At 66.5% G+C, this 23,512-nt stretch carries 18 protein-coding genes; 3 read left to right on the top strand and 15 right to left on the bottom strand.

Going from position 1 to position 23,512, the window contains the following annotated elements; all coding sequences use genetic code 11:
- Positions 1-1,426: DEAD/DEAH box helicase (locus PEP31012_RS15710; RefSeq protein ID WP_150590259.1), on the bottom strand; the 1,426-nt coding region annotated here is incomplete at its 3' end.
- Between the two features lie 359 nt (positions 1,427-1,785).
- On the opposite strand from PEP31012_RS15710, the gene PEP31012_RS15705 reads away from it, so the two are divergent.
- On the top strand, positions 1,786-2,685 hold the full coding sequence (locus PEP31012_RS15705; RefSeq protein WP_150590279.1) for a LysR family transcriptional regulator: 900 nt from the start codon (positions 1,786-1,788) through the stop codon (positions 2,683-2,685).
- Positions 2,686-2,699: 14 nt separating this feature from the next.
- Here PEP31012_RS15705 and PEP31012_RS15700 read toward each other — a convergent pair whose 3' ends face one another.
- The 3 genes from PEP31012_RS15700 to mprF all read right to left on the bottom strand — a co-directional run bounded on the left by PEP31012_RS15700 (position 2,700) and on the right by mprF (position 8,482).
- Positions 2,700-4,007, bottom strand: coding sequence for a solute carrier family 23 protein (locus tag PEP31012_RS15700; RefSeq protein WP_150590278.1), 1,308 nt, complete (start codon positions 4,005-4,007; stop codon positions 2,700-2,702).
- Between the two features lie 159 nt (positions 4,008-4,166).
- Complete coding sequence (locus PEP31012_RS15695) at positions 4,167-5,762, bottom strand: virulence factor family protein (RefSeq protein WP_217427141.1); 1,596 nt, start codon at positions 5,760-5,762, stop codon at positions 4,167-4,169.
- Positions 5,759-8,482 (bottom strand): bifunctional lysylphosphatidylglycerol flippase/synthetase MprF, encoded by a 2,724-nt coding sequence (gene mprF / locus PEP31012_RS15690; protein ID WP_246171326.1) that lies wholly within the window; start codon positions 8,480-8,482, stop codon positions 5,759-5,761. The genes PEP31012_RS15695 and mprF overlap by 4 nt, the downstream gene beginning before the upstream one ends.
- Before the next feature lie 371 nt (positions 8,483-8,853).
- Here mprF and PEP31012_RS15685 point away from each other — a divergent pair, with 371 nt between their 5' ends.
- On the top strand, positions 8,854-10,170 hold the full coding sequence (locus PEP31012_RS15685; protein WP_150590258.1) for a serine hydrolase domain-containing protein: 1,317 nt from the start codon (positions 8,854-8,856) through the stop codon (positions 10,168-10,170).
- Here the strand turns inward: PEP31012_RS15685 and PEP31012_RS15680 are convergent.
- Positions 10,142-10,618, bottom strand: a complete 477-nt coding sequence (locus tag PEP31012_RS15680) for a GIY-YIG nuclease family protein (protein WP_246171325.1) — start codon at positions 10,616-10,618, stop codon at positions 10,142-10,144. The genes PEP31012_RS15685 and PEP31012_RS15680 overlap by 29 nt on opposite strands.
- Before the next feature lie 86 nt (positions 10,619-10,704).
- Between PEP31012_RS15680 and PEP31012_RS15675 the strand changes: the two genes are divergently transcribed.
- Entirely contained in the window at positions 10,705-12,180 is a 1,476-nt protein-coding gene (locus PEP31012_RS15675) for an SLC13 family permease (RefSeq protein WP_150590257.1), read from the top strand.
- Here the strand turns inward: PEP31012_RS15675 and PEP31012_RS15670 are convergent.
- The 10 genes from PEP31012_RS15670 to PEP31012_RS15625 form a co-directional block, all read right to left on the bottom strand.
- Positions 12,144-12,614, bottom strand: coding sequence for a hypothetical protein (locus PEP31012_RS15670; protein WP_150590256.1), 471 nt, complete (start codon positions 12,612-12,614; stop codon positions 12,144-12,146). The two genes, PEP31012_RS15675 and PEP31012_RS15670, sit on opposite strands and share 37 nt — an antisense overlap.
- 4 nt (positions 12,615-12,618) lie before the next feature.
- A complete protein-coding gene (locus tag PEP31012_RS15665; RefSeq protein WP_150590255.1) occupies positions 12,619-13,290 on the bottom strand; it encodes a hypothetical protein in 672 nt (223 codons plus the stop codon).
- A 59-nt stretch (positions 13,291-13,349) separates the two neighbouring features.
- The gene (gene sctE / locus PEP31012_RS15660; protein WP_150590254.1) at positions 13,350-14,888 is read right to left on the bottom strand and encodes a type III secretion system translocon subunit SseC family protein; all 1,539 of its coding nucleotides are present in this window, start codon (positions 14,886-14,888) and stop codon (positions 13,350-13,352) included.
- Positions 14,885-15,400, bottom strand: coding sequence for a tetratricopeptide repeat protein (locus PEP31012_RS15655; protein WP_150590253.1), 516 nt, complete (start codon positions 15,398-15,400; stop codon positions 14,885-14,887). The genes sctE and PEP31012_RS15655 overlap by 4 nt, the downstream gene beginning before the upstream one ends.
- Positions 15,397-16,023, bottom strand: coding sequence for a hypothetical protein (locus PEP31012_RS15650; protein ID WP_150590252.1), 627 nt, complete (start codon positions 16,021-16,023; stop codon positions 15,397-15,399). Before PEP31012_RS15650 ends, PEP31012_RS15655 begins: the two co-directional genes overlap by 4 nt.
- A gap of 94 nt (positions 16,024-16,117) precedes the next feature.
- Positions 16,118-16,642, bottom strand: a complete 525-nt coding sequence (locus PEP31012_RS15645) for a hypothetical protein (RefSeq protein ID WP_150590251.1) — start codon at positions 16,640-16,642, stop codon at positions 16,118-16,120.
- A 13-nt stretch (positions 16,643-16,655) separates the two neighbouring features.
- Positions 16,656-17,057 (bottom strand): hypothetical protein, encoded by a 402-nt coding sequence (locus tag PEP31012_RS15640; protein WP_150590250.1) that lies wholly within the window; start codon positions 17,055-17,057, stop codon positions 16,656-16,658.
- A 158-nt stretch (positions 17,058-17,215) separates the two neighbouring features.
- Positions 17,216-20,887 carry a hydantoinase B/oxoprolinase family protein gene (locus PEP31012_RS15635; protein ID WP_150590249.1) on the bottom strand — a complete coding sequence of 1,224 codons (3,672 nt, stop codon included), beginning with the start codon at positions 20,885-20,887 and terminating at the stop codon, positions 17,216-17,218.
- 229 nt (positions 20,888-21,116) lie between these two features.
- The gene (locus PEP31012_RS15630) at positions 21,117-22,448 is read right to left on the bottom strand and encodes an MFS transporter (RefSeq protein WP_150590248.1); all 1,332 of its coding nucleotides are present in this window, start codon (positions 22,446-22,448) and stop codon (positions 21,117-21,119) included.
- 267 nt (positions 22,449-22,715) lie between these two features.
- A complete protein-coding gene (locus PEP31012_RS15625; protein ID WP_150590274.1) occupies positions 22,716-23,489 on the bottom strand; it encodes a putative hydro-lyase in 774 nt (257 codons plus the stop codon).
- Between the last annotated feature and the right edge of the window lie 23 nt (positions 23,490-23,512).

The following is a 23,512-nucleotide window of genomic DNA, read 5'->3' as shown; positions in this document are numbered from 1 at the left end:
GCTTGGGCGCCTGCGCCGAATGGCGTTGCTGCACGCCTTGCCCCACGTTCGCAACCTGGGCGCCGTTCCCGGCGCCACCGCCTTTTCGGCCACTGCGCTCGCCCTCGCGACGCGCCTTCGGCTCACCGCCCTGGCGCGCGCCACGACCGCCGTCGCGCGGCTCACGGGCTTCGCGCGGTGCACGCGGTTGACGCGCGTCGTCGTCGCCGCTGCGTGCGCCACGTCCACCACCGGCCCCTCGGCCTTGTTGCGTCTTGCGAATCGGTTGCGCCACGGCATGCGGATCCGGATCGAAGCCCGGGATCACTTCGCGCTCGATGGTGCGCTTGATGAGACGTTCGATCTGCGTGAGCAGTTGATGCTCGTCCACGCACACGAGCGACACCGCCTCGCCGTTTGCGCCAGCGCGTCCCGTGCGGCCGATGCGGTGCACATAGTCTTCCGCCACTTCCGGCAGGTCGAAGTTGACCACATGGGGCAACTGGTCGATGTCGATGCCGCGTGCGGCGATATCGGTCGCGACCAACACCTGCAACGTGCCACTCTTGAATTCGGCGAGTGCGCGCGTGCGGGCACCCTGACTCTTGTTGCCGTGAATGGCGAGCGCAGGAATGCCGCCCTTCGTGAGCTGCTCGGCCAGTCGGTTCGCACCGTGCTTGGTGCGCGTGAACACAAGTACCTGGAACCAGTTGTGCTCGCGCACGAGGTGTTCGAGCAATTCGCGCTTGCGATCGCGGTCGACCGGGTGGATCTTCTGCGCGACGGTCTCGGCGGTCGTGTTGCGACGCGCCACTTCGATCAGCGCGGGCGACTTGAGCAGGCCGTCGGCCAGTTGCTTGATCTCGTCGGAGAACGTGGCCGAGAACAGCAGGTTCTGGCGCTTCGCCGGCAGCGCCGCCAGCACCCGGCGGATATCGCGAATGAAGCCCATGTCGAGCATGCGGTCGGCTTCGTCGAGCACGAGGATCTCGACGGCTGACAGGTCAACCGTCTTCTGTTGCATGTGATCGAGCAGACGGCCAGGGGTCGCGACGAGAATGTCCACGCCGCGCGCCAATTGCTTGACTTGCGGCACCATCGACACGCCGCCGAACACGGTCATGGACGTGAGGCGCAAGTACTTGCCGTATTGCGTGACGCTTTCCTCGACCTGGGCGGCCAGTTCGCGCGTGGGCGTCAGCACGAGCGCGCGCACGGGGCGCTTGCCGTTGGCCGCCACCGCGCGCGAGCGCGTGGAGAGCATTTGCAGGATCGGCAGCGTGAAGCCCGCCGTCTTGCCGGTACCGGTCTGGGCGCCGGCGAGGAGGTCGCCGCCTTGCAGGACGGCCGGAATCGCTTGCAGTTGAATGGGTGTCGGTTGCGTGTAGCCAAGGTCGGCCACGGCACGCAGGATGTCGGCCGACAGGCCGAGCGTTTCAAAAGACATATATAGACCAATGCGCGGGCGCCACGATGGGTGTCCCCGCGCGTATCGATGTTGTGTGTTCTTGAGGGAATGCCCGCGTAGGGCGTGCGACAGGCATCGCGCTCATTGGGGCGATGCGCCGAAAGACGCCGGCAAGACGACCCGCCGACGGATGAAAACAAGCGGCTTGGCGGGCGAGGCCGTCGCGGGTACGGCCGTGTCTTGAATGGGCGTAGTTTACCATGTGCCCTTTCCCAAGTCAGTCGGCATCGGTAGTCGCGCGCACACGAGCACCGAAATTCGGACGTTCCACCGCGCGCCTGCGCACTTTTCGCCCAAGCCACTACACTGACGCCATTGCCCCGATGCCTCGGCCCTCTGTGCGATTCGATCTGACCGACCTGCGCCTGTGCCTGCTGGTTGCCGACGCCGGCAGCATCACCGGCGGCGCCGAGCGCGCCCATCTGACCCTGGCCTCCGCCAGTGCCCGCATTCGCGGCCTGGAAGAGACGCTGGGTGTCGCCCTCTTCATGCGCCACCGCCAGGGCGTGATTCCCACCCCCGCCGGACGCGCCCTGCTCGCGCATGCCCAGCGCGTGCTCGCCCAGATCGAACAGATGCGCGGCGAGCTCGGTGAATACGCGGCGGGACTCAAGGGGAATGTGCGCGTCGCCTCCAATACGGTCGCGATGTCCGAGTTCCTGCCCGATCTGCTGGGCGCGTTCCTTGCCGAGCATCCGAACGTGGAGATCTCGCTGCGCGAGCAGACGAGTCAGGCCGTTGTGCAAGCGGTGCTCGAAGGCGCGGCCGATATCGGCGTGGTCTCCGACTGGATCGAATTGACAGGGCTCGAGACAGTGCCATTCCGGCAGGACCGGCTGGTGGTCGTCACGCCGCCGGGGCACGCGTTGGCCTCGCGCGCCGAGGTGGCCTTCATCGATGTCCTGGACGCGGAGTTCATCGGCCTGCCAGAGCCCAGCGCGCTGGCCGAGCACCTCGACGGGCATGCCAGGCGAGCCGGCCGGCCGATGCGCTACCGTCTGCGCCTGCGAGACTTCGACAGCCTGTGCCGCGCTGTGGCGGCGGGGGCCGCGCTGGGTATCGTGCCGCTGAGTGCCGCCGCGCGCTCGGCCGCCACGCTGGACCTCGGCATCGTGCCGCTCTCCGACGCCTGGGCCCTGCGCACGCTGGTGCTGTGCGTGCGTGAGCGCGACGCCCTGCCCGTCTACGCACGGCAATTGCTCGAACGGCTGCAGGCCACGCCCGGCGTGGCAGGTTAGGCCGGCGAGTCGGCTTACATCGCGGCCGGCGCCGACGCTTCGCGCCCGCGCAGCAGCGCGTAGAGGATGATGGCGCCGAACGTGGCGCAACCGATGCCCCCGAGCGAGAAGCTGCCGAACTTCAGCGTGAAGTCGCCTGCGCCGAGCACCAGCGTGACGGCCGCGACGATCAGGTTGCGGTTATCCGAGAAGTCGACCTTGTTCTGCACCCAGATGCGCGCGCCGGCCACCGTAATCAGGCCGAACACCACGATCGACACCCCGCCCAGCACCGGGCCCGGAATCGTCTGGATCACCGCGCCGAACTTCGGAGAGAAGCCCAGCACCAGCGCGATCACCGCCGCCACGGCGAACACCAGTGTCGAATAGATCTTCGTGACGGCCATCACGCCGATGTTCTCGGCATACGTCGTCACGCCCGTGCCCCCGACGCTGCCCGACACGATGGTCGCCAGCCCGTCGCCCAGAAAGGCGCGGCCCATGTAGCGGTCGAGGTTCTGTCCGGTCATGGCGCTTACTGCCTTGATGTGCCCGAGATTCTCGGCCACGAGGATGATGGCGATCGGGGCGAGCAGCACCATCGCTTCGGGCTTGAACACGGGCGCGGCGAAGTGCGGCAGGCCGAACCAGGCGGCATGCGCCACGATGGCGAAGTCGATCGGCTTGCCGAGCCCCATGCCGTTGGTCAGCACGGCGTACAGCGCATAGGCCAACAGCAGACCCACGAGAATCAGCAGACGTTGCACCATGCCGCGCGCAAGCACCGCCACCAGCCCGACGCACAGCACCGTCGCCAGCGCCATCCACGTGTCGAAGGCTGTGCCCGAGACGCCCTTCACGGCGACGGGTGCGAGGTTCAGGCCGATGACCGCGACGACCGCCCCGGTCACCACCGGCGGCATGAGTGCTTCGATCCAGCGCGTGCCGACGGCCATCACGATCAGGCCGATGATGGCGTAGAGCACGCCGCAGGCAATGATCCCGCCGAGCGCCACCGGGATGTTCAGGTTCGGCCCGCTGCCCGCATAGCCCGTCACCGAGATGACCAGGCCGATAAAGGCGAAGCTCGAGCCGAGATAGCTGGGCACACGACCGCCGACGAGCACGAAGAAGAGCAGCGTGCCGATTCCGGACATGAAGATCGCGAGGTTCGGATCAAACCCCATGAGCAATGGCGCGAGCACGGTCGAGCCGAACATGGCGACCACGTGCTGCACGCCCATCGCAACGGTTTGCGGCCAGGCCAGGCGCTCATCGGGGGCGATCACGCGGCCCGAGGCCGTGTCCTGTTGCCGCCACTTCGGGAAATACCCCTCTGCCATGTTGATCTTCTCCTGGGTGTCGTGCCGCAGCATGTGAAAGGTGCTGAAGGTGCGGAATGCGCGGAACGTGGGTCGATGGGAAAACTGGCGGCAGTGTACGGAGCGCCTGCAAGGAAGGCAAGGCGGCGCATCCGAATCGCGCCGCCCCGCCACCGGCCATCACCGCTTGGCGACGCCCTGGAGAATCACGTCGGCCAACCCGGTGTAGTTACCGTCGAAATGGTGCCCGCCGGGCATCTTGACCACCTGGACACGCTTCGGATCGAGCCCCGGGCAGTTGCTGTCGTCTTCGTCGGCGCCGTAGACACACATGGCCATCCCGTCGGGCAGACGCTCCACCTCCGGTCGAATCGGCAAGCCGTTCTGGCTGGACATCACCCAATTGGTCATGCGGAACTCGAAGTCCGCCTTCTGCCCAAGCCCCATCAACACGAGCAGCGCTACACGATCGCGGGCGACCGGCGTCAGGCGATTGACCATGAACGGCAGCACATCGGCCCCTTGCGAGTAGCCGATCAGAATCACGCGTTTCTTGTTCCAGCGCGTCTGATAGAAGCGCATGAGGCGGTCGATGTCGAGCGCGCCGGACGCCGGGGTGCGCGCCGACCAGAAATAGCGCAGCGAATCCAGGCCCACCACCGGAATGCCGTGCGCGGAGAGCGCGCCGGCGACATCGCGGTCGAGGCCGGCCCATCCGCCGTCGCCCGACAGCAGAATCGCGAAGGTATCGGCCAGGTTCGCGGTGGGCTTGCCGGTCGCCGGCACCTCAACCACCGGCAGGTCGGCCACCGCGGCGGGCGGCCGGGCCGTTCCTGCTACATGATGCGCATTCAGACGCCGGAACGCATTCTTGTATTGCGTTACCCAATCGGCCAGCACGGGCGTCGACGACGCCCCCGTCTCGGGCGGCGTGTCGGACGTATCCATGCCCTCCAGACTGCCCGCAAGCCCGCCGACGAGCCAGCTCGCGTTCGGCGTGCTTGCGGCGAACGCCTGCGCCACGTGGTCCGCGCAGCGCGGCGCGCGCGCGGTGGGTCCACCCGCCGGGCCGCCCATCGCCACCCACGGCGCACTCATGACGGGCGCGGGCAGCAGTCGCATCGGTGCACCGCCGGCCGTGTGCGTGAGGCCGCGCGCGAAGTGCACACCTTCCCCCTGACACAGCGGACGGGCGATGGGCAGCACCGGACAAAAATCGACGGACAGCGCGCCGGAGAAGGTGTCGTTACCCGCCTGCGCCAGCATCGCGTAAGCGAATGTGCCGCCCACGCCATCGCCCACGAGAATCGGCGGCGTGTAGCCCGGCAGCTTGACAGCCGCCTCGACCCAACGACCAAAGTTGTCGAGATCGCCCGCCGCGTAAATGCAGGCGATCTCGTCTTTGGTGTAGTTCGCCATCAGTCGCGCGGTATCGATGCCGGCCACCAACGCGCCGGTGTCCGCGAGCGCGCGGGCCATCCGTTCGGCCCGCGGCGTCCAGCCATCGTTGTCGGAGAAGAAAAGCACCGTCGCATTCGGCTCGCCCGCCGGCCGGAAGATGGGCACGTTCTCGAAGCGGCCGTGCGTCATGATCTCCGGCGCGGGCGTCGGCGTCTGGGCCAGCGCGGCGACCGGCGTCATCATCACCGCCCAGGTCGCGGCGGCACTCACCGCGACGCGGCCAACCCAGTGCAATGCCCCCCTGCCGCCCCCGCGCTTGCCCATCGCCTGCTCATCGCCTGCCTTGCCGTACATCGCCATCGTGTGCCCTGTCATTTCGTCATGATCCCTTTCCATCCGCCACCCACGAGCGCGGCCACGTCGGCCAGCGTGAGCATCGGCGCGATGCCGCCCGGCGTCATCAGATAACGCGCCTCCCATTGCGGATCGAATTTGTCCTTGAAGTTGCGCAGCCCGCGGAAGTTATAGAAGCGCGCACCATGCGCGAACATCATCCGGCCGAAGCGATGCCAGCGGGGCGCGAGCTGATGTGTCTCCATGCCTGACATCGGCGCCATGCCCAGGCCGAAGCGCTGATAGCCCTGCGCCTTGAAATGCAGCATCAGGTTTGCAAACAGGAAGTCCATCGTGCCGGGCGGTGCATCGGGCACCTGCCGCATCAGGTCGACGCTCGCCTCGATGCGCTGGACGTCTGGGCACATCAGCGTGGCGAACGCGACAAGCCGCGCCTCGCGACGCACGAGCGCTACCGGCTGGCGGGCAACGTACGCGTCGGAGAACGCCCCCAACGAGAAGCCCTTCTCCCGCGTGTGCTGGCGCGCGAGCCACGCGTCGGACACGCGTCGCATGTCTGCGAGATGGGGCGCGACGTCTTGCGGCGGCACGATCTCCAGCGTCAGCCCCTCGCGCTCGCCGCGCGCCACCCCATGACGCAGATTGGCGCGACGTGCGCCTTGCAGGCCGAACTCCGGCAGCGAGACGAACGCCTCTTCACCGAGCTTGAAGGCACGCAGCCCCGCGTCGATGTAGAGCGGCAGCGCCTGCGGACGGGTCTTGTAGAACGCCGCGCGTCCGCCGTGGGCATCGGCCAGCTCGATGAAGCGCCAGATCAGTTCGGGCCACTCCTTCTGGTCGCCGACCGGATCCGAGAGCGACACCCACGACCGGCGGTGCTTCGCGTACATGATGAACGCGTTGCCCGACGGCGAGAACAGGAAGCTCTTGTCGCCCATGAGCGCCAGGCACGCATCGGCGGCCGGTTGCTTGCGGATGACGTCGCGCGCACGCGCCAACTCCTCCTCGCTCGCGGGCACCATCGCACCGGCCGACTGGCGCAGCAATTGCCACAGCGACAGCCCGAGTCCGATCACGGCCACGACCATCAACGCACGCATGGAACGCGGGGCGTCGCCGTCGAACGTGAACTGCCACCAGAGCTGATTCGCGTATTCCACGCGCCGGTACGCCATGAACATCAGCCAGGTACAGGCGCCGAGCACCGAGAGCACGGCGATGATCCATCCCGGCTCGAACGTCTGCGTGAAGAGCGAAGAGCGCCGGTCGAACTGTTCGCGCGAGACGAGCAGCAGCGTGGCGAGCACGGCCAGGACGAAGCACTCCGACACGGCAATGCCCTTGGGAATCGCAAGGACGGCGGCGATGATCGTCAGGCCGAGCGAGCCCCACCAGGCGGCATCGAGCCGGTGCAGCAGACCGCGGGCGAGGAACAGCATCGCCAGCCCCGCCACGCTGCCGAGCAGGTGCGACACTTCGACGAGAAGCAGCGGCACGTGATGGCGCAGGAAGTCTTCGGCGTCGCGCGTGGCGGGCGTCACCCCCGAGATCAGCAGCATTACCCCGGCTACGAGGGTCAGCGCCGCCAACAGACCGGGAAAGAGCCGCACGGCCGCGCGCCCGATCGGCGCCGCCGGCCCCTGACGCAGCTCGAAGCCCGCGAGCAGGCACGCCGCAAGCATCAGCGGCAACAGATAGTAGATGCCGCGATAGAGCACCAGCGCGCCGGCCACCTGACTGATGGGCGCGTGGCCGTTCGTCGCGAGCAGAATGACCGCTTCGAACACCCCCACGCCGCCCGGCACGTGGCTCAGTACGCCAAGCGCCATGGCAATGGCATAGAAGACGACGAAGGTCGGCAGATCCACCACGTGGGCGGGCAGCAAACACCACAGGGCGGCGGCCGCCATGCCCAGATCGGCGGCCGAGATCAGCAACTGACGCAGCGCGAGCCGCAGCGGCGGCAGCGGAATCGGCCAGCGGTTCAGCAAGCGCACCGTGCGTTTGCGCGCGCACAACACAAGGAATGCGGCGGCACCGGCCAGCAGCAGCAAGGCGAGCGCCTGCAACAGCCACGCCGGAATCGGCACCAGCGCGGAAACGCGCGATGCCCCCCACAACATGCCGAGCGAGCCGAACACGGTCATGCCGAGACCGAACGCCCCGGCGTTGAACGCCACCGCCTGCGCCACCTTCGACGCGTCGACGCCCGCGGCGGAGTACATGCGCATGCGCACCGTGCCGCCGGTGAGCACCCCCAGGCCGACGGAGTTGCCCAACGCATAGGCGATGAACGACGTGAGCACGACCGTCGAGCGCTTGACCGCCGCCCCGGCGAAGCCGAGCCCGGAGATGTCGTAACCGGTGAGGGCTGCGTAACTCGCCAGCGTTGCCAACATGGCAAGCACCAGACGCGTCACGGGCGTGTCGTGAATTGCGGCGACGATGTCGTCGTAATGCACGTGACGCAGCATGTGATGCAGCGCATCGAAGACGAAAAGGCCGAGCAGGACGACGCCGGCCACGATCAGCCACGGCCGGGCCGCGCCCCACGGCACGCGCCGGAGCCAGCGCAGCGGCGCGGGCAAGGCGAGCCAGGCGACCTCGTCGGCCGTCGGCGGCTCGGGCGGGCCGCCCGCGTCGTCGCCGCCGGCGGATGCCGCAGCGGTGGCCATCGGCAGCGCCACGGAGGAAGGTACATCGGCGGGCCGGCTCGGGCGCGCGCGGGAGGGTTCAGTCATGTATCGGTCGGTCCTTCAGCCGGCACGACGCCACCTACGGGACGCCGCTTCCCTGGCCTATGGGCGGGTCAGCGCCTGTCAGGGCGATAGCTTACACCGCGATGCGTGACAGGTCTCGTCGGCGAACGCCGGCGCGACGCCCCGCCGCACGGGCCCGTCACGTCTCAATTGCGCTCAACTATGGGCGCAAGATTCCGATATAGGCAATTTAATGTAAAATGCGGGGTTTTTACTACTTATTTGAACGAAGTTTTTCCTAAACTTCGATAACAAAGATCGCCGTAATGCGGCAAGTGCGCACCCCGAATCATTCCGACTCCGAAGCGCGTCGATTGGTGGTTCGAAGCAACGTGCGCGGGGGGAAATAACAAATGTACGTCGAACGGCACAGCCGTCCGGCAGGGGCACGTCTGACAACACCGCTGGCATCGCGGCGCATGACCCATGTCGTCGCTTGCGCGACGCGGCGGCGGGGTGTGTCTGTGCGCCGTGCTGCCATCGGAGTCCTGAGTGCCTTGCTGGGCACTGCCATGTTGATGAACGCGAGCCATGCGCTCGCCCAGGCCGCGTCGACGGCCACATCGATCGCCGCGTCGACGGCTTCGTCGCCCGTTGCCGGGAACGCGAACGCGGTCGTGGTGGCCCTGCCGTCGTCCGGCGCGGCCACACCCATCCGGCCGGCGGTCCCGATCGGCCAGGCGACGCTCACGCAGGGCGTGGCCCAGCTCGCGGAGCGCTACAACCTGTCGCATGTGTGGCTGCGCACGGAATCGGATGCCGGCGTGGGGCTCGAAGCGGCCACGCGCGGCGACGACGCCCGCCAGTTGCTGCCCGTCGCCAGCCTGTCGAAGTCGGTGACGGCCATCGGCATCGCGCTGCTCGTGCAGCAGGGCAAACTCTCGCTCGATGCCAAACTCGGCGATCTGCTCGACACTTATTCGAAACAGCACGGCAAGCCGCTCGACCCGACGTTGCGCGAGTTGACCGTGCGACGCCTGCTCGCGCATCGTGCGGGGCTCGCCACGAACGGCTACAACGATCCCGTGAACGGTTTGTTCAGCGGGTTGGCCATCCGGCGCGTGGGCGGCAGCGCCGACTTCTTCAACTATCTCGACGCCGACGATGCCGGACACTCAACCGGCAAGTCCGACTTTGTCTACTCGAACGTGTCGTACCTGTTGCTCGGCATGGTGATCGAAGCCGTTTCCGGTGACGAGTACAAGCACTTCTGCGAGACGCACATCTTCGCGCCGCTGGGCATCACCGGCGCCAAGCTGCCCGACAACTGGCGTCTGCTCGCGCCGTTCGCCGGATGGCAGATGTCGCCCCGCGCGCTGCTCAAGGTGTGGCGCGTATTCGACATTCGCCGGCCGAGCCTGCTCACGGAGACGACCCTGCGCACGTTGTTGCTCGACAAGCAGTCCGGCCCGGTCAGCGCGGATCGTGATGTGTACTACACGCTCGGCGTATTCATGGTGCCGGGCGCGGGCGAGCGCAGCTATCGCATCAGTCACGACGGCATCGCTGATTTCTTCCGCACCCAGTCGACCTACTACACCGTGGTGGAGAAGACCGTGCCCGGCGACAGTTGGGCGCTCGTGGTGTCGCCGATTCCGTCGCGCGGACAGTTCGGCGCGATTCAACGCGACGTGCGCCGGATCATTCGGCAGGCCCGTCTGGTGCCTTGAGGTCGGCGACGGCGTCGACCTCGCCGGCATTGCCGAAATCGCAGTCAAACGTGCCGGCAATGAGCGCGCGCTTCTGCAACGCGCTCAATTGCTTGACGCGGTACTCGGCCCGCGAGGCGGCCGACCGATCGGCAAACGTGAGCGAGAGCAGGATGCGCGACGGTGGATAGGCGCGCGTGAAGCGGGCGCCCTTACCCGCGACGTGCGCCGCATACCGCGCCTCGACGTCGACGGTGATGCCTGTGTAGATACGACCGCCCGCACACTCCAGCAGATAGAGGAACCAGGGCTTCGGTGCGGCAATGGTCATCGCGTGAACCGTTGCGCGCAAAGCATTGCCCGCAGGATCGAGAAAACGTTGGGGCGCATGGCAGGTGAGGGCTCTGAGCGTGGCATGTTCGCGACGGTCGTTGTGCAGATCGGATGGCGCTGTCAATGTCGCTAGCATACGATATGCCTCGGGCGACGCGAACGCTCCTCGACGCCGGACCTCGTGACCCGTCCGACTGGCTCATCATTACAACGACAAGCGCCATGACCGAATCCGCTTCGCCCCACGCCCCCGAGCCGCCGCCCGCCGGAGCCGCCCCGCGGGGGGCCCTGCGCCGCGAACGCCTTCGCGCCCGCCTGTTCGCCCTGGCCGGTTACGCCGGTTATGCCATCCTCGCCCTCGCGCTATGGGCCGCCAGCCACGGCAGCACCACGCTCGGCCTGTCGCCCACGGCGGCACAGGCCGCCGTGCTCGTGCTGTTCACCATCGGGGCGTGGGCCTTCGGCCTGTTTCCGGAACCGGTCACAACACTGACGTTCTTCCTGCTCGCCGTTCTGCTGCATGTTGCGAAGCCGGAAGTGATCTTCGCGGGGTTTCATTCGGCTGCATGGTGGCTTGTCTTTGGCGGTGCGGTGACGGGTATCGCGGTGCGCACGACCGGACTCGGTGCTCGACTGGCCGCGACGTTGTTCGCACTCAAGCGCCCGACATATGCGCGTTATGTGGCGTCGGTGATGGTCGCCTGCGTGGGCCTGGCGTTCGTCATGCCATCGACGACGGGACGCATTCTGCTGCTGATCCCCATCGTGCTCGCGCTCGCCGATCGCATCGGACTCACCGAGGGCCGGCGCGGACGCACCGGTCTCGTGATGATGGTCGCCGCCGCGAGCTACATGCCGCCCACGACGATCCTGCCCGCCAACATTCCGAACAGTGTGCTCATGGGCGCGGCGGACTCGTTCTACGGCGTAAAGCTGCACTACGCACCCTACCTGCTGCTGCACTTCCCCGTTCTCGGTGCGCTCAAAGCCGCCATTCTGGTGTGGGTGATCTGCCGCCTGTTCCCGGACGACGGCCCGCTCAACGACGTTGCGACCGGCGCCGCCGCCCCGCTCCCAAATAACGCCCGACGCCTGTCGGTATTGCTCGCGTTGGCGCTCGCCGGGTTCGCGACCGACGCCTGGCATGGCATCTCGCCTGCCTGGATTTCCGTCGCCGCGGCGATCCTCTGCCTGCTGCCCGCAATTCACATCATCACGCCGAAAACCTTCACCGAGCAGATGCACATCACGCCGCTCATCTACGTCGCGGGCTTTCTCGGCGTGGGCGCGGTCGTTGCGGATACGGGGCTGGGCGAGAAGCTCGCGCGGCTGTGTCTGGATGCCGTGAGCATGACGCCCGGCACGCCGGCGATCAATGCCGCATGGCTCATCGCCATCGGCGCGGCCATTGGTCTGGTCGCCACGCTCCCCGGTCTGCCCGCCGTCCTCACCCCGCTCGCCGGACAACTCGCGAGCGCGAGCGGCCTGCCGCTCTACACGGTGCTGATGCTGCAGGTGCCGGTGTTCTCCACCGCGCTGCTGCCCTATCAAAGTCCACCGATGATGATTGCGATGCATCTGGGTGGCGTCGGCATGCGCGACGGCACGCGGCTCACCGTCGTCATGACGATCATCACCCTGGTCGTCCTCTTTCCACTGGACTATTTCTGGTGGCGCGTGCTCGGCCTGTTTCCCTGAATGCCCCTGTCGACGGCGGGTTCCCGGCAGAAGACCAGCCAACGGTCGCCGTCCTCCTCGCGCCAGAACGCCCCTTCGCGCTCAAGAATCGCGCCGAGCCGCAAACGGGCCGAGCGAACCCGTGCGTCGCTCACACCGGGCAGGATCATGCCGCGCACGTAGCCCACATGGGGCACCGTGCGCAACAGTGTCCGAATCAGTTGGCAGAAGCGCCGCACGGCGTGCTCGCTCGCCTTCGCTTGCACGTCAAGCCGGAAGTCGGTGATCGTCAGCACGACACCGGCCGGCACCCGGTCGAGACGGTGACAAAGGGACAGCTCGCCGTTCTCGACGCGCTGTCCCAGTTCGATGTGTGTGCGCTCGCAAATTTCGACGCGCGCCGTGAATCGGTGGGCTCTGAAGAATGCCGCAACGGCGCGCTCGCAAACGGTCATGGGCTTATCGGATGGTGTCGTACATCTTCGTGACCTGCTGGCCGATCATGCCGTACATCGCCCGCGACACTTCACGGATGTCGGCACTCGTCGCGTCGATGCGCTGACGCAGCCGATCGTTGGTACGACGCGTCTCCTCGGTAAGCGACATCTCGAACTCGCCGAGCACATCCTTGTCGCGTCCGGCAAGTGAATCGTCGTTGGATACGACATCGAACGGCGACTTCACGAACTGGCTGACGCCCTTGGTCGTCTCGCCGACCGCCGTACCGACCATTCTCAGCTTGCCCAGCTCGCCCCCAAGGCCTGCCGCGCCCGCTCCGATGCCGCCGAAGAGCGAAAAGCTGCCGGAGACGATACCGCCAATGGCCGAATACAACCCGGCACGGTAATGCGAGTTGTTGGCGTTGTACTTCTCGGTGCGCGCGGTCTGGCCCCGCTCGAACACCATCGCGTCGTGCCGCGTACGGTACGCCTGGTCGGTGTTGCGCTCGGCCACCCGCATGGCGAGAAACAGGGCAATGAGCGCCTGCGCGGACTGAAGTCCGTCAACCTGCTCGCGAACGCGCGACAACACGCCCTGCCCCGCGTCGGTCGCGGCGCGTTGCTGGACCTCGGTTGCGGCAATCCCCGCCTGACGTTGATTCGCCAACGTCGAACCCAATGCAAAAGTCATGTCATCACTCCCTAGGTAGACGACGCGGGAAACACCGCGTCAGGAAAATCCACGTGGGCTCACGCCCTCGACAACGAGGCCGCGATGCGAATGCGCATCTCGCCCGTTTTCTGCACTTGCTCGCCGGTGGACACCGCGATGTCGCTCTGCTGACCTACGAGCGTTTCCATGCGCTTTGCGGCGCGCTTCTTGTCGTCGCCATTCATTTGCATGAGCAACTGCAACCACATCATGTCGACAGCGAGATCGCGGGCTTCGAGTTGCAACTTCGCCCGCTGCACGCCGACGATGCCCTGGCCCAGCGAGCTGGCGCCGTTGAACACACCGCGCGCGGCCATGGATAGCGACCACGTCCCCCGCGCAATGGCAAAGTAGCCCTGAATGTTCATGCTCGACGCGAACGCCTGGGTCAGCCCCTTCGACGTCACTGCCTTGCCCTTGGCGACTTGCTTCGCGGCGGTCTTTGCGACTTTGTCGAAGGCGCGCGATGCCATCTGCTCGACCATCTGCTGCGTGAACTGCTCGGCCATGCGATTGAAGCCGGCCTTCGCGAGCCGGCGACCGCTCTGCGTGCCACTTTGCAACAGCGACTTGCCCACGCGCTTGCCGACCTCGTTGCCGACGACAAAGCCGATCTCCGAGACCACGCGAGACTTGATCGCTGCGACGGCCGTTTTGTCGCCCGACTTGACCGCCTGCTCCAGCGCCTCACCGGCGCCCGCCTTGAACACGCGGCTCGCGGCCTTGGTTGTCGCCCGCTTGGCCAGGAAGCCCCTGACCGACGTGCCGAAGCCGATGACCATGCCGAGCATCTGAAACCCCAGTTGCGCGTGCCCCCACTTGGTCGCTTCGTTCTCGTGATAGGCCGCGTTCTTCGGATCGACCAGCGCCATCGTCCTGTGGAACGCCATGCCGAGCCCGGCAATGCCAGCGCCGACGTCGGCCACCCCGCCCGCGATCATCAGCGGATTCATGGTGAGGACACCCGTCACGACCTTGACCGCACCGACCACCACGTCGACCGCCGCGATCAGCCAGTCGAACACCACGCCGAAGATGCCGCCCTTGCGGGCCTTGTTGGCATCCTCGGTCTTCGCGTCCATCTGCTCGCGATACTTCTTGATGTCCTCCTGGCGCAGCTTTTCCTGACGTTCGCCCATCAACGTCAGCGCGCGCTGCGTGGACTTCGCAGTGTCGCCCAACGCGTCCATCGCGATCATCGACGCCATCATCGCCAGCGTCGACGGATCGACGTTCTCGAGCGCGCAGAGGGCTGAGGCGTTCGAAGCGTTCGAGGCGCCATCGGCGCTGGACGCCCCCAGTGCGTTCGCCGCCAGGCCGCTGCCCACAGCAAAGAGACGATTCAGCAGGCGGGCGAACGCGTCGTTCGCGTCTTGCCAGTCGACGCCGGTCGACGGGTCGGGCGCAAAGTCTTCGGTGCGCAGCCAGTCCGGGCGCTCGCGTCGTTGACGCGCGGCGTCCAGTGACTCGATGCCGTCGTGCGCGACGGCGACGGCAGCAGCGGGCGCGCTCGCGTTGCCGACGTCGCCGGTCCAGGCGGGTGCGTAAGCGGCTCGTGGGGAATAGATGGCGGTCATGTCGATGTCTTGTCCGAAGGGGCATTCAGCGCGTCGCGTCGCGCACGTGCCGAGCACGCGAGCTTGTCGTGCTGAGGCTGTTGTGCGCAGATGCGCAGCGTTGCGTCATACGATTTGCGTGCGAATTCCCGGTTGCCGGCGTGTTCGTAGCTCATCCCGGCGAGGTACGGCGGGCGCGGGTCCGACGCGTGGATCAGGCCGGCCTTCGCGAAGCACGGCAGCGCCTGTTCGTGCTGCCCGAGTCGCTGGTAGCACAGGCCGAGCCCATACCAATCGTCGAAGGACCACTGATCGAGCGTGGCAAGCACGAAGTACACCCGTTGCGCCGCGGCGATCTGGCCTTGGGCGAAGCGTTGGCACGCATGGGCGCGCACGCTTGCGAGGTCGGCTTCGTCGAGATCGGCCAGCATGCGCAGCGCGCCCCCGCTTTCGAAGAATCGCGAGAGGATCGCGGGCGCGTCGTCCACACCCGGCGCCAGCGGCGCGATATCCGGGCACGTTGGCGAGCTCATGTGCGCATCGACCCGTTGATCTGGTTGAGCTGCGAGCCCTGCGAGCTGTAGATCGTGTTCACCAGCGTGGAGGCGCCGTTGTACTCCTGCAGCTTCTTGTTGATCTTGATCTGGTCGACCGTGCGGCTGTCGGACGCCTGCTCGGTAAAGCCCTCGGCGGCCGCCTTCAGCGTGCGCAGATCGGACGCGTTGTATTGCGCGTTGCTCCCCGTGGGCGTGGTGTAGCCAGGTTCGCCGACCCGCTTCGTGCGCGACTCCCACTCCATCATGGTCTTCTTCGTCCCGTCGCCGTACACGGTGATCTGGATGTTGTGCTTGTCGAAGAACGCCCGGATGCCGTCACCGACGGTCTTCTTCTTCGACGTGTCCGAGCCGATGTCGTTGATCAACGATTCGATCAGGTTCCCGACCTCGCGCGCCTCCTGTCCTTCTTTCTGACGTCGCTGCATTTCCTGGATCATGTGCTGCGCCTCGCCGTTGTTCATCTCCATCATCAACATGGCGTATTGCGCGAGCGTTCCGTGAAAATCGAGCGACTTCATGACGCCACCGACATTGATGTCGCGCGTGAGTCCGGTTTGCGGGGGCAGGAGGCGGGATGAGGCGTACTGGATGGTCGTCATGAGGCTTGAGTCCTGAAGTCAGTGAAATCGGGGCTGGCAAAGGAACGTCGATATCGACGTTCGACGGCGGACCTGCGCGGCCCTTTGAAACGGGTTAGATGCTGTTCACGATGCGTTTCGTGACCTCGCCAAGCTTGGCGATCACCGCGTTGTATAGCGTGAGCGTGTTGTCGTAGCTGGTGACGAAACGTTTGAGCTGAATCTGCTCGCTTGTACTCGACGCACTGTCAATCATGGCCAGTGACTGAAGCTGCGATTCCAACGTTTGCAGACTCGCCGCATCGAACGGCGCGTCGGCGGCTTGCGGCGACACCAGTTCGTGTCGAATCGCAAAGTCTCGCAGCGTCGACGGCAAGCGCTCAAGTGTCTTGCCGGAGGACGCTTGCTGTGCCATGTTGCCCACCAGCGTCGCGAAATCGCGCGCCTCGCGAGCAACGTCGACACGCGTCTGTGCCGACAGGAGCCAGGCGTCGGCCATCGATTGCAAGGCAGACAGTCGATCGCTGGCGGCGGCCATCGTCGAGAGCAGCGGGTTGGGGGAATCGGTGGGCGTCGCGCCACGCGTTGACGTGATATCGGCGTATGGGCGCGATGCAGTGCCGGAGATTCGATCGATCATCTCGAACCCCGTCTCAGGCGCAGACGCGGCGCACGGACGGCGCACGCTTCGCAGGGGCGGCCGACACTGGCGCGAGCGGTACGGGCGCATCGTCGCGCATGCGCTCGATGCTGTGCGCAAGGGCTGCCGTCATGCGACGGATTTCACGCTCGTTACGCTGGAAGGCTTCGCTCGTAACGAGCGCTTCGAGTCGCTTGAGCTTCTCGCGGGCGTCGGGCGTACCGGCCGCTTCGAGACGCCCGATCTCGTCGAGCACCGCATGGTAGTCCTGCATCTGCCGGTGCAGCTTTCGCCCGGCCATCTGCATGTCGGCGCATGCGCGTTCGTACTGAACAAGCAGATCGTCCGCCGCGTCTTGCGCCGGCTCGGCGGACACCGCAGGGGTGAGGGTGGAACGTTGCAACGGGTCAGACATGGAAACGCCTCCGTATGTTGCGGTCAGTCGTTGAAGACATAACGCATCGTACGAAGGCGCTCGATGCTCGCCTTTGCAAAGGCAGCATTCCCTTCCGGTATCACGCCGCGCTTCAGCAATTTCCCATCTGCGCGGCGTCGTTACCCGTTACAAATCACTCACGCAACACCGAATCCGCCCCCTCCCGGCGTCTCGACCACGAAGATGTCACCCGGCTGCATCTGCGTGCGGCCGATGTGCGCCAGTGTCTCGCGCGTACCATCTACGCGCTCGACGTAGTTCGCACCCAGCGCGCCCACCGCCCCGCCCTGCGCCCCAAACGGCGCATACACACGGTTATTGGAGAGAATCGATGCTGTCATCGGCGTAAGGAAGCGAATACGTCGCACCGCGCCGTTACCGCCATGCCAACGCCCCGTGCCGCCCGAGCCGACGCGAATGCGATGGCTCTCCAGGCGCACCGGATAGCGCCACTCCAGCACTTCAGGATCCGTCAGACGTGAGTTCGTCATGTGCGTCTGCACCGCGTCGGCCCCGTGGAAGCCCTCGCCCGCGCCGCTGCCGCCCGCGATGGTCTCGTAGTACTGATACGTCTCGTTGCCGAACGTGAAGTTGTTCATCGTGCCCTGGCTCGATGCCACGCGCCCAAGCGCACCGTAAAGCGCGTTGGTGATGGCCGACGACGTCTCCACATTGCCCGACACCACCGCCGCCGGGTACACGGGGTTGAGCATCGAGCCCTGCGGCACGATCACCGTCAGCGGCTTCAGGCAGCCCGCGTTGAGCGGTATGTCGTCGTCGACCAACGTGCGGAAGACGTACAGCACGGCGGCCATGCACACGGCCCGCGGCGCATTGAAGTTGTTCGGCAACTGCGCCGACGTTCCGGTGAAGTCGATGGTCGCGCCTTGCGTGGCGTGATCGACGCGAATCGCCACCTCGATCACTGCACCGTTATCCAGTGCATAGCGATAGTGCCCGTCGGCCAACGCGCCGATCACGCGGCGCACGGCGGCTTCGGCGTTGTCCTGCACGTGCCCCATATAGGCGAGCACGACATCGCGTCCGAACTCGCTCACCATGCGACGCAGTTCATCGACCCCCTTCTGGTTCGCCGCCACCTGCGCGCGCAGGTCGGCCATGTTCTGGTCGATGTTGCGCGCCGGGTAGCGCGCACCGGCGAGCAGCGCGCGTGTCTCGCGATCGCGCAGCTCGCCCGCCGCGACCAGTTGCCAGTTGTCGATGAGCACCCCCTCCTCTTCGACGTGCGTCGAATCGGGCGGCATCGATCCCGGCGTGATCCCGCCGATATCCGCGTGATGGCCGCGCGAGCCGACATAGAAGAGCGGCTCGGCGCTCGCGGCACCTTCCGCGCCCACGAACACCGGCGTGATCACCGTGACGTCAGGCAAGTGTGTCCCGCCGTGATACGGATCGTTGAGCATGAAGACGTCGCCCTCGCGCATCTTGCCGCGATTGCGCTCAATCACCGTCTTGATGCTCTCGCCCATCGAGCCCAGGTGCACCGGCATGTGCGGTGCGTTGGCGATGAGGTTGCCATCGCGGTCGAACAGTGCGCACGAGAAATCCAGGCGCTCCTTGATGTTCACCGAATACGCCGTGTTCTGCAGACGCAACCCCATCTGCTCGGCAATCGACATGAAGAGATTGTTGAAGATCTCGAGACGCACCGGATCGGCTTGCGTGCCCCGGTCGCCGGTGTCGCGTTGCGCGGCGCGCGGCACCACGCGCGCCAGCACGACGTTGCCCTGCGCGCTCATCTGCGCCTGCCAGCCGGGCTCGACCACCGTCGTGCCGCTCTTCTCCGCAATGATCGCGGGCCCGTCGATGGTGTCACCCGCGAGCAGCGTATCGCGGGCAAACAGCGCCGCCTCGTGCCACATGCCGCCGGCGTAGAGGTTCACGTGATCGGCCGCCTGCGGGGCGCCCGACGTGCGGGCATCGAGCGGCGCGATGTCGACAGGGGCGTCCGAGCGGCCGATGGCTTCGACCGATGCCACCTCGACGATCAGCGCCGCGCCATCCATCAGGAACGAATACCGCTGACGATAGGCGGCTTCGAAAGCAGCGCGCATTTGTCCGACGTTTCCGAACGGTACCGCCAGTGCCGAATCGGTGCCCGCGTAACGCACGTGAACACGACGCACCGTCTCGATGCGCGACGGCGGCACCCCTTGGGAGAGCAGGACATTCACGGCGTCATCGGCGAGGGCACCGAGCGCTTCCTCCAGTGCGGGCAGACCGTCGTCCGAGAGCGGCGCTTCGATCATGCGCTCGCGCATCGCCGTCTGATCCGCGAGGCCCATGCCGTAGGCCGAGAGCACGCCGGCGAGCGGGTGCGCGAAGACCTTCGTCATGCCGAGCGCATCGGCAACGCCGCAGGCGTGCTGACCGCCCGCCCCGCCGAACGTCGTCAGCACATAGCGGCTCACGTCGTGACCGCGCTGCACCGAGATCTTCTTAATGGCGTTGGCCATGCTGCCGATCGCGATTTCGAGGAAGCCTTCGGCGAGCGCTTCGGGCGTCTGACGGCGGCCGGTCGCCTGTTCGATCTCCGCGGCCAATGCGGTGAACTTCGCGACCACGACATCGCGGTCGAGCGCTTCGTTGGCGTTCGGTCCGAACACCTTCGGGAAATGCGCGGGCTGGATCTTGCCGAGCATGACGTTGCAGTCGGTCACCGTGAGCGGGCCGCCGCGTCGATACGCCGCCGGGCCCGGATTGGCGCCGGCCGAATCGGGTCCCACGCGCAGACGCGTGCCGTCGAACGACAGCACCGACCCGCCGCCGGCGGCCACCGTGTGGATGCTCATCATGGGCGCGCGCATGCGCACACCGGCGACTTGCGTCTCGAAGACACGCTCGAACTCGCCGTGGTAATGCGAGACGTCGGTCGAGGTGCCCCCCATGTCGAAGCCGATCACCCGGTCGAAGCCGGCCGCGCTCGACGCGCGCACCATCCCGACGATGCCGCCCGCCGGGCCGGACAGAATGGCGTCCTTGCCCTGGAAGTTGTCGGCGCGCGTAAGGCCGCCGCTGCTCTGCATGAATTGCAGATTGACGCCCGGCATTTCCTGCGCGACTTGCTCGACGTAGCGTCGCAGGATCGGTGACAGGTACGCGTCGACGACGGTCGTGTCGCCGCGCGACACCAGCTTCATGAGCGGCGAGACTTCGTGCGACACGGACACCTGCGAGAAGCCCAGTTCGCGCGCCATTGCCGCGAGCGCCTTTTCGTGCGCCTGATAGCGGTAGCCGTGCATCAACACGATGGCGAGCGCGCGGATCCCCTTGGCGTAGACCGCTTCGAGCGCGCGGCGCGTCGCCTCGAGGTCGAGTTCGCGCACGACGTCGCCGTGCGCGCCGACGCGCTCGTCGATTTCGACGACCTCCGCATAGAGCGCTTCCGGCAACGCGATATCGAGATCGAACAGGCGCGGGCGGTTCTGATAGGCGATGCGCAGCGCGTCGCGAAACCCTTGCGTCGTCACGAGCGCGAGCGGCTCGCCCTTGCGTTCGAGCAGCGCGTTGGTGGCCACGGTGGTGCCCATCTTCACCATCTCGACCCGCTCGGGCGTGATCGGCTCGCCCGGCGCGAGGTCCAGCAGGTGACGGATGCCGGCCACAGCGGCGTCGCGATACTGCTCGGGGTTCTCGGAGAGCAGCTTGTGCGTGACGAGCGTGCCGTCCGGGCGCCGGGCCACGATGTCGGTGAAGGTACCGCCGCGGTCAATCCAGAACTGCCAGCGTGAAGCGGTCTGGTGCGCAGGGGCGCGGTTTTGGGCGGAGGGCGTGAGGGCGTTCGTCATGGGGTCACTCGCAAAGCAATGGTCAAACGTGAATCGGCGGGGTGACGGCGCGGGGCACCGTCGTCATGCTGTGTTGGCGCAGGGCGCGCGTGTCCCGGCGTGTGGCGCGGACGATGTCGTCCGCCGTGCCACACACTCGCAAATCTCGTTACCGGGAGAATTAATGAGAAGTCATCGGACGCGGCAGCGACGGCTGCCGCGGTATTTCATTGGCACAGGGTGTCGCGTATCACTGCGTGTGCGCCTCGAGCGAATCGAGATCCCGGCCACGCGTCTCGGGAAGCGTGAGCGCCGCGAGGATCAGCACGCCGTAAGCCACGCCGGCGAAGATGCCGATGGTCGTGCCCAGGCCATACTGCTTCGAGAGCATGCCGATCAGGAACGGGAACAGGGCGCCCACGGCACGGCCAACGTTGTAGCAGAAGCCCTGACCGGAACCGCGCACGCGGGTCGGGAACAGTTCAGTCAGGAACGCGCCCATGCCACTGAAGATGCCCGATGCGAAGAATCCGAGCGGGAAGCCGAGCCAGAACATGGCGCTATCGGTCAGCGGCAGCGACGTGTACGAGAACGCGATCACCATCGAGCCCACGGCGAACAGGATGAAGTTCGGCTTGCGTCCGAGGCGGTCCGTCAGATACGAACTGGCCAGATAGCCGACCCACGAGCCGAAGATGATCATCGCGAGGTAGCCGCCGGTGCCCATCACCGTGAGATGGCGCTCCGTCTTCAGGTACGTGGGCAGCCACGTCGTGATGGCGTAGTAGCCACCTTGTGCGCCGGTGGTCAGCAGCGCGGCGCGGATCGTCGTCGAGAGCAAAGCCGGGCTGAAGATGGCGGCCAGGCCGGGGGCGTCGTCCGACGTCTGCTTGGCCTTCTCCTTCTGATAGACCTCCGGCTCCTGCACGTAGCGGCGGATGAAGAGCACGAGCAGCGCGGGCAACAGGCCGATCAGGAACAGTCCGCGCCAGGCCATGTCGGCGGGGAACAGCGAGAACAGCACCGAGTAGAGAATGGCCGTCAGGCCCCAGCCGATGGCCCAGCCGGACTGCACGAGGCCCACGGCCTTGCCGCGGTCGCGCGCGCGCATCACTTCACCGATGAGCACGGCGCCTGCCGTCCATTCGCCGCCGAAGCCGAAGCCCATGAGCGCGCGCGCGGCGAGCAGTTGATGGTAGTTCTGCGCGAGTCCGCACAGCCCGGTGAAGACAGCGAACCACAACACGGTGAGTTGCAGCGTGCGTACACGGCCGATGCGATCCGACAGAATGCCGGCCGCCCAGCCGCCGAGCGCCGACGCGAGCAACGTCAGCGTGCCGATGAAGCCGGCGTCGGCAAGGCTGATGCCCCACGTCGCGACCAGCGTCGGAATGACGAAGCTCAGCATCTGGGTGTCCATGCCGTCGAGCATGTAGCCGACCTTGCAGCTCCAGAAGGCGCGCTTTTGGCGCGAGGTGGCGTCGCCATACCAGCCGAACAGGCTGCCGCCCTGGTCAGACGTGCCGGACGTGTCGGCGGGAACTGCTGCCGCCGGGGGGGCGAGAGGGGATTTGCTTTCCATGAGAAAAAAGGCTCCGGTGATGTCGTGACTTGCCGTGTGATGTGCCCTCGGGCCGCGCTCTCCGATGGGCGTGTGCGGTCACCGGCAGGCGAACGTTCCCCTGCCGCCTCCCGTCATGGCGCGGTGTTTCTGTCGTACTTGGTGCTCGGGTGATGCTTGGGTGATGCTGGTTGCCTGGGTGAAATTTGCCGGGTGCTTCAGGTCGTGCGTCGATGTTTTCGGTATTGCTGCGATGCCCCGGTGCCTTGCATTGCACGTCGCGCGCGATCAGAAAACGGCGAGCGACGCGTTCGGGATATCCGTCATCAGCATGTAGCCCGGCCGGTGCGCGATGGCGATCGGCAGACTGGCCTCCATGATTGCGGTCTGCGGCGTCACACCACAGGCCCAGTAGACGGGCAGCTCGCCGTCGCGGATGGTGACAGCGTCGCCAAACGTCGGCTTGGACAAATCCGCGATGCCGAGCGCCGCCGGGTCACCGATATGGATCGGCGCGCCGTGTACGCCGGGGAACCGGCTCGTGATCTGCACAGCGCGAATGGCGTCGGCCCCCTTCATCGGACGCATCGACACGACCAGCTCGCCACCGAACTTTCCGGCGCGCTGATTGGCGATGTTCGTTCGATACATCGGCACGTTGCGGCCCTCTTCCACGTGACGCAGTCCAATGCCCGCCTGCGCCAGCATGCCTTCGAACGAGAACGAGCAGCCGATGGCGAAGACGACGAAGTCGTCCTGCCAGACCTCGGCGAGGTGGTCGACCTGTTCGGCGAGTTTGCCGTCGCGGTAGACGTTGTAACCCGGCACGTCGGTACGGATATCCACCTCGCGGCCCAGCGCCGGCACGTGCCATTGCCCCGGCTCGCCCACGCCCAGCAACGGGCAGGCCTTCGGATTGCTTTGGCAGAAGCGCAGGAAATCGTGCGCGTGGGCTGCCGGCAGGATGGCGAGGTTGGCCTGCGCGAAGTCGCCGCAATAACCGGCGGTCGGCTTCCGGAACTGACCGCTGCGCACTGCCTGACGGAATGCGAAGGGCGTGATGGCGTCGCGTTGCGAGGCGAGGT

Origin of the sequence: Pandoraea eparura (genome assembly GCF_902459725.1) — a bacterium.
Taxonomy (GTDB): domain Bacteria; phylum Pseudomonadota; class Gammaproteobacteria; order Burkholderiales; family Burkholderiaceae; genus Pandoraea; species Pandoraea eparura.
Note: the sequence above shows the minus strand (reverse complement) of the source record. Positions and strands in the feature narration are given on the sequence as shown.

Coding starts and splice junctions, on each gene's coding strand:
- PEP31012_RS15700 (WP_150590278.1), bottom strand. CDS start 4,007: ATGGCAGAGGGGTATTTCCCGAAGTGGCGGCAACAGGACACGGCCTCG.
- PEP31012_RS15695 (WP_217427141.1), bottom strand. CDS start 5,762: ATGACAGGGCACACGATGGCGATGTACGGCAAGGCAGGCGATGAGCAG.
- mprF (WP_246171326.1), bottom strand. CDS start 8,482: ATGACTGAACCCTCCCGCGCGCGCCCGAGCCGGCCCGCCGATGTACCT.
- PEP31012_RS15685 (WP_150590258.1), top strand. CDS start 8,854: ATGTACGTCGAACGGCACAGCCGTCCGGCAGGGGCACGTCTGACAACA.
- PEP31012_RS15680 (WP_246171325.1), bottom strand. CDS start 10,618: ATGCTAGCGACATTGACAGCGCCATCCGATCTGCACAACGACCGTCGC.
- PEP31012_RS15675 (WP_150590257.1), top strand. CDS start 10,705: ATGACCGAATCCGCTTCGCCCCACGCCCCCGAGCCGCCGCCCGCCGGA.
- PEP31012_RS15670 (WP_150590256.1), bottom strand. CDS start 12,614: ATGACCGTTTGCGAGCGCGCCGTTGCGGCATTCTTCAGAGCCCACCGA.
- PEP31012_RS15665 (WP_150590255.1), bottom strand. CDS start 13,290: ATGACTTTTGCATTGGGTTCGACGTTGGCGAATCAACGTCAGGCGGGG.
- sctE (WP_150590254.1), bottom strand. CDS start 14,888: ATGACCGCCATCTATTCCCCACGAGCCGCTTACGCACCCGCCTGGACC.
- PEP31012_RS15655 (WP_150590253.1), bottom strand. CDS start 15,400: ATGAGCTCGCCAACGTGCCCGGATATCGCGCCGCTGGCGCCGGGTGTG.
- PEP31012_RS15650 (WP_150590252.1), bottom strand. CDS start 16,023: ATGACGACCATCCAGTACGCCTCATCCCGCCTCCTGCCCCCGCAAACC.
- PEP31012_RS15645 (WP_150590251.1), bottom strand. CDS start 16,642: ATGATCGATCGAATCTCCGGCACTGCATCGCGCCCATACGCCGATATC.
- PEP31012_RS15640 (WP_150590250.1), bottom strand. CDS start 17,057: ATGTCTGACCCGTTGCAACGTTCCACCCTCACCCCTGCGGTGTCCGCC.
- PEP31012_RS15635 (WP_150590249.1), bottom strand. CDS start 20,887: ATGACGAACGCCCTCACGCCCTCCGCCCAAAACCGCGCCCCTGCGCAC.
- PEP31012_RS15630 (WP_150590248.1), bottom strand. CDS start 22,448: ATGGAAAGCAAATCCCCTCTCGCCCCCCCGGCGGCAGCAGTTCCCGCC.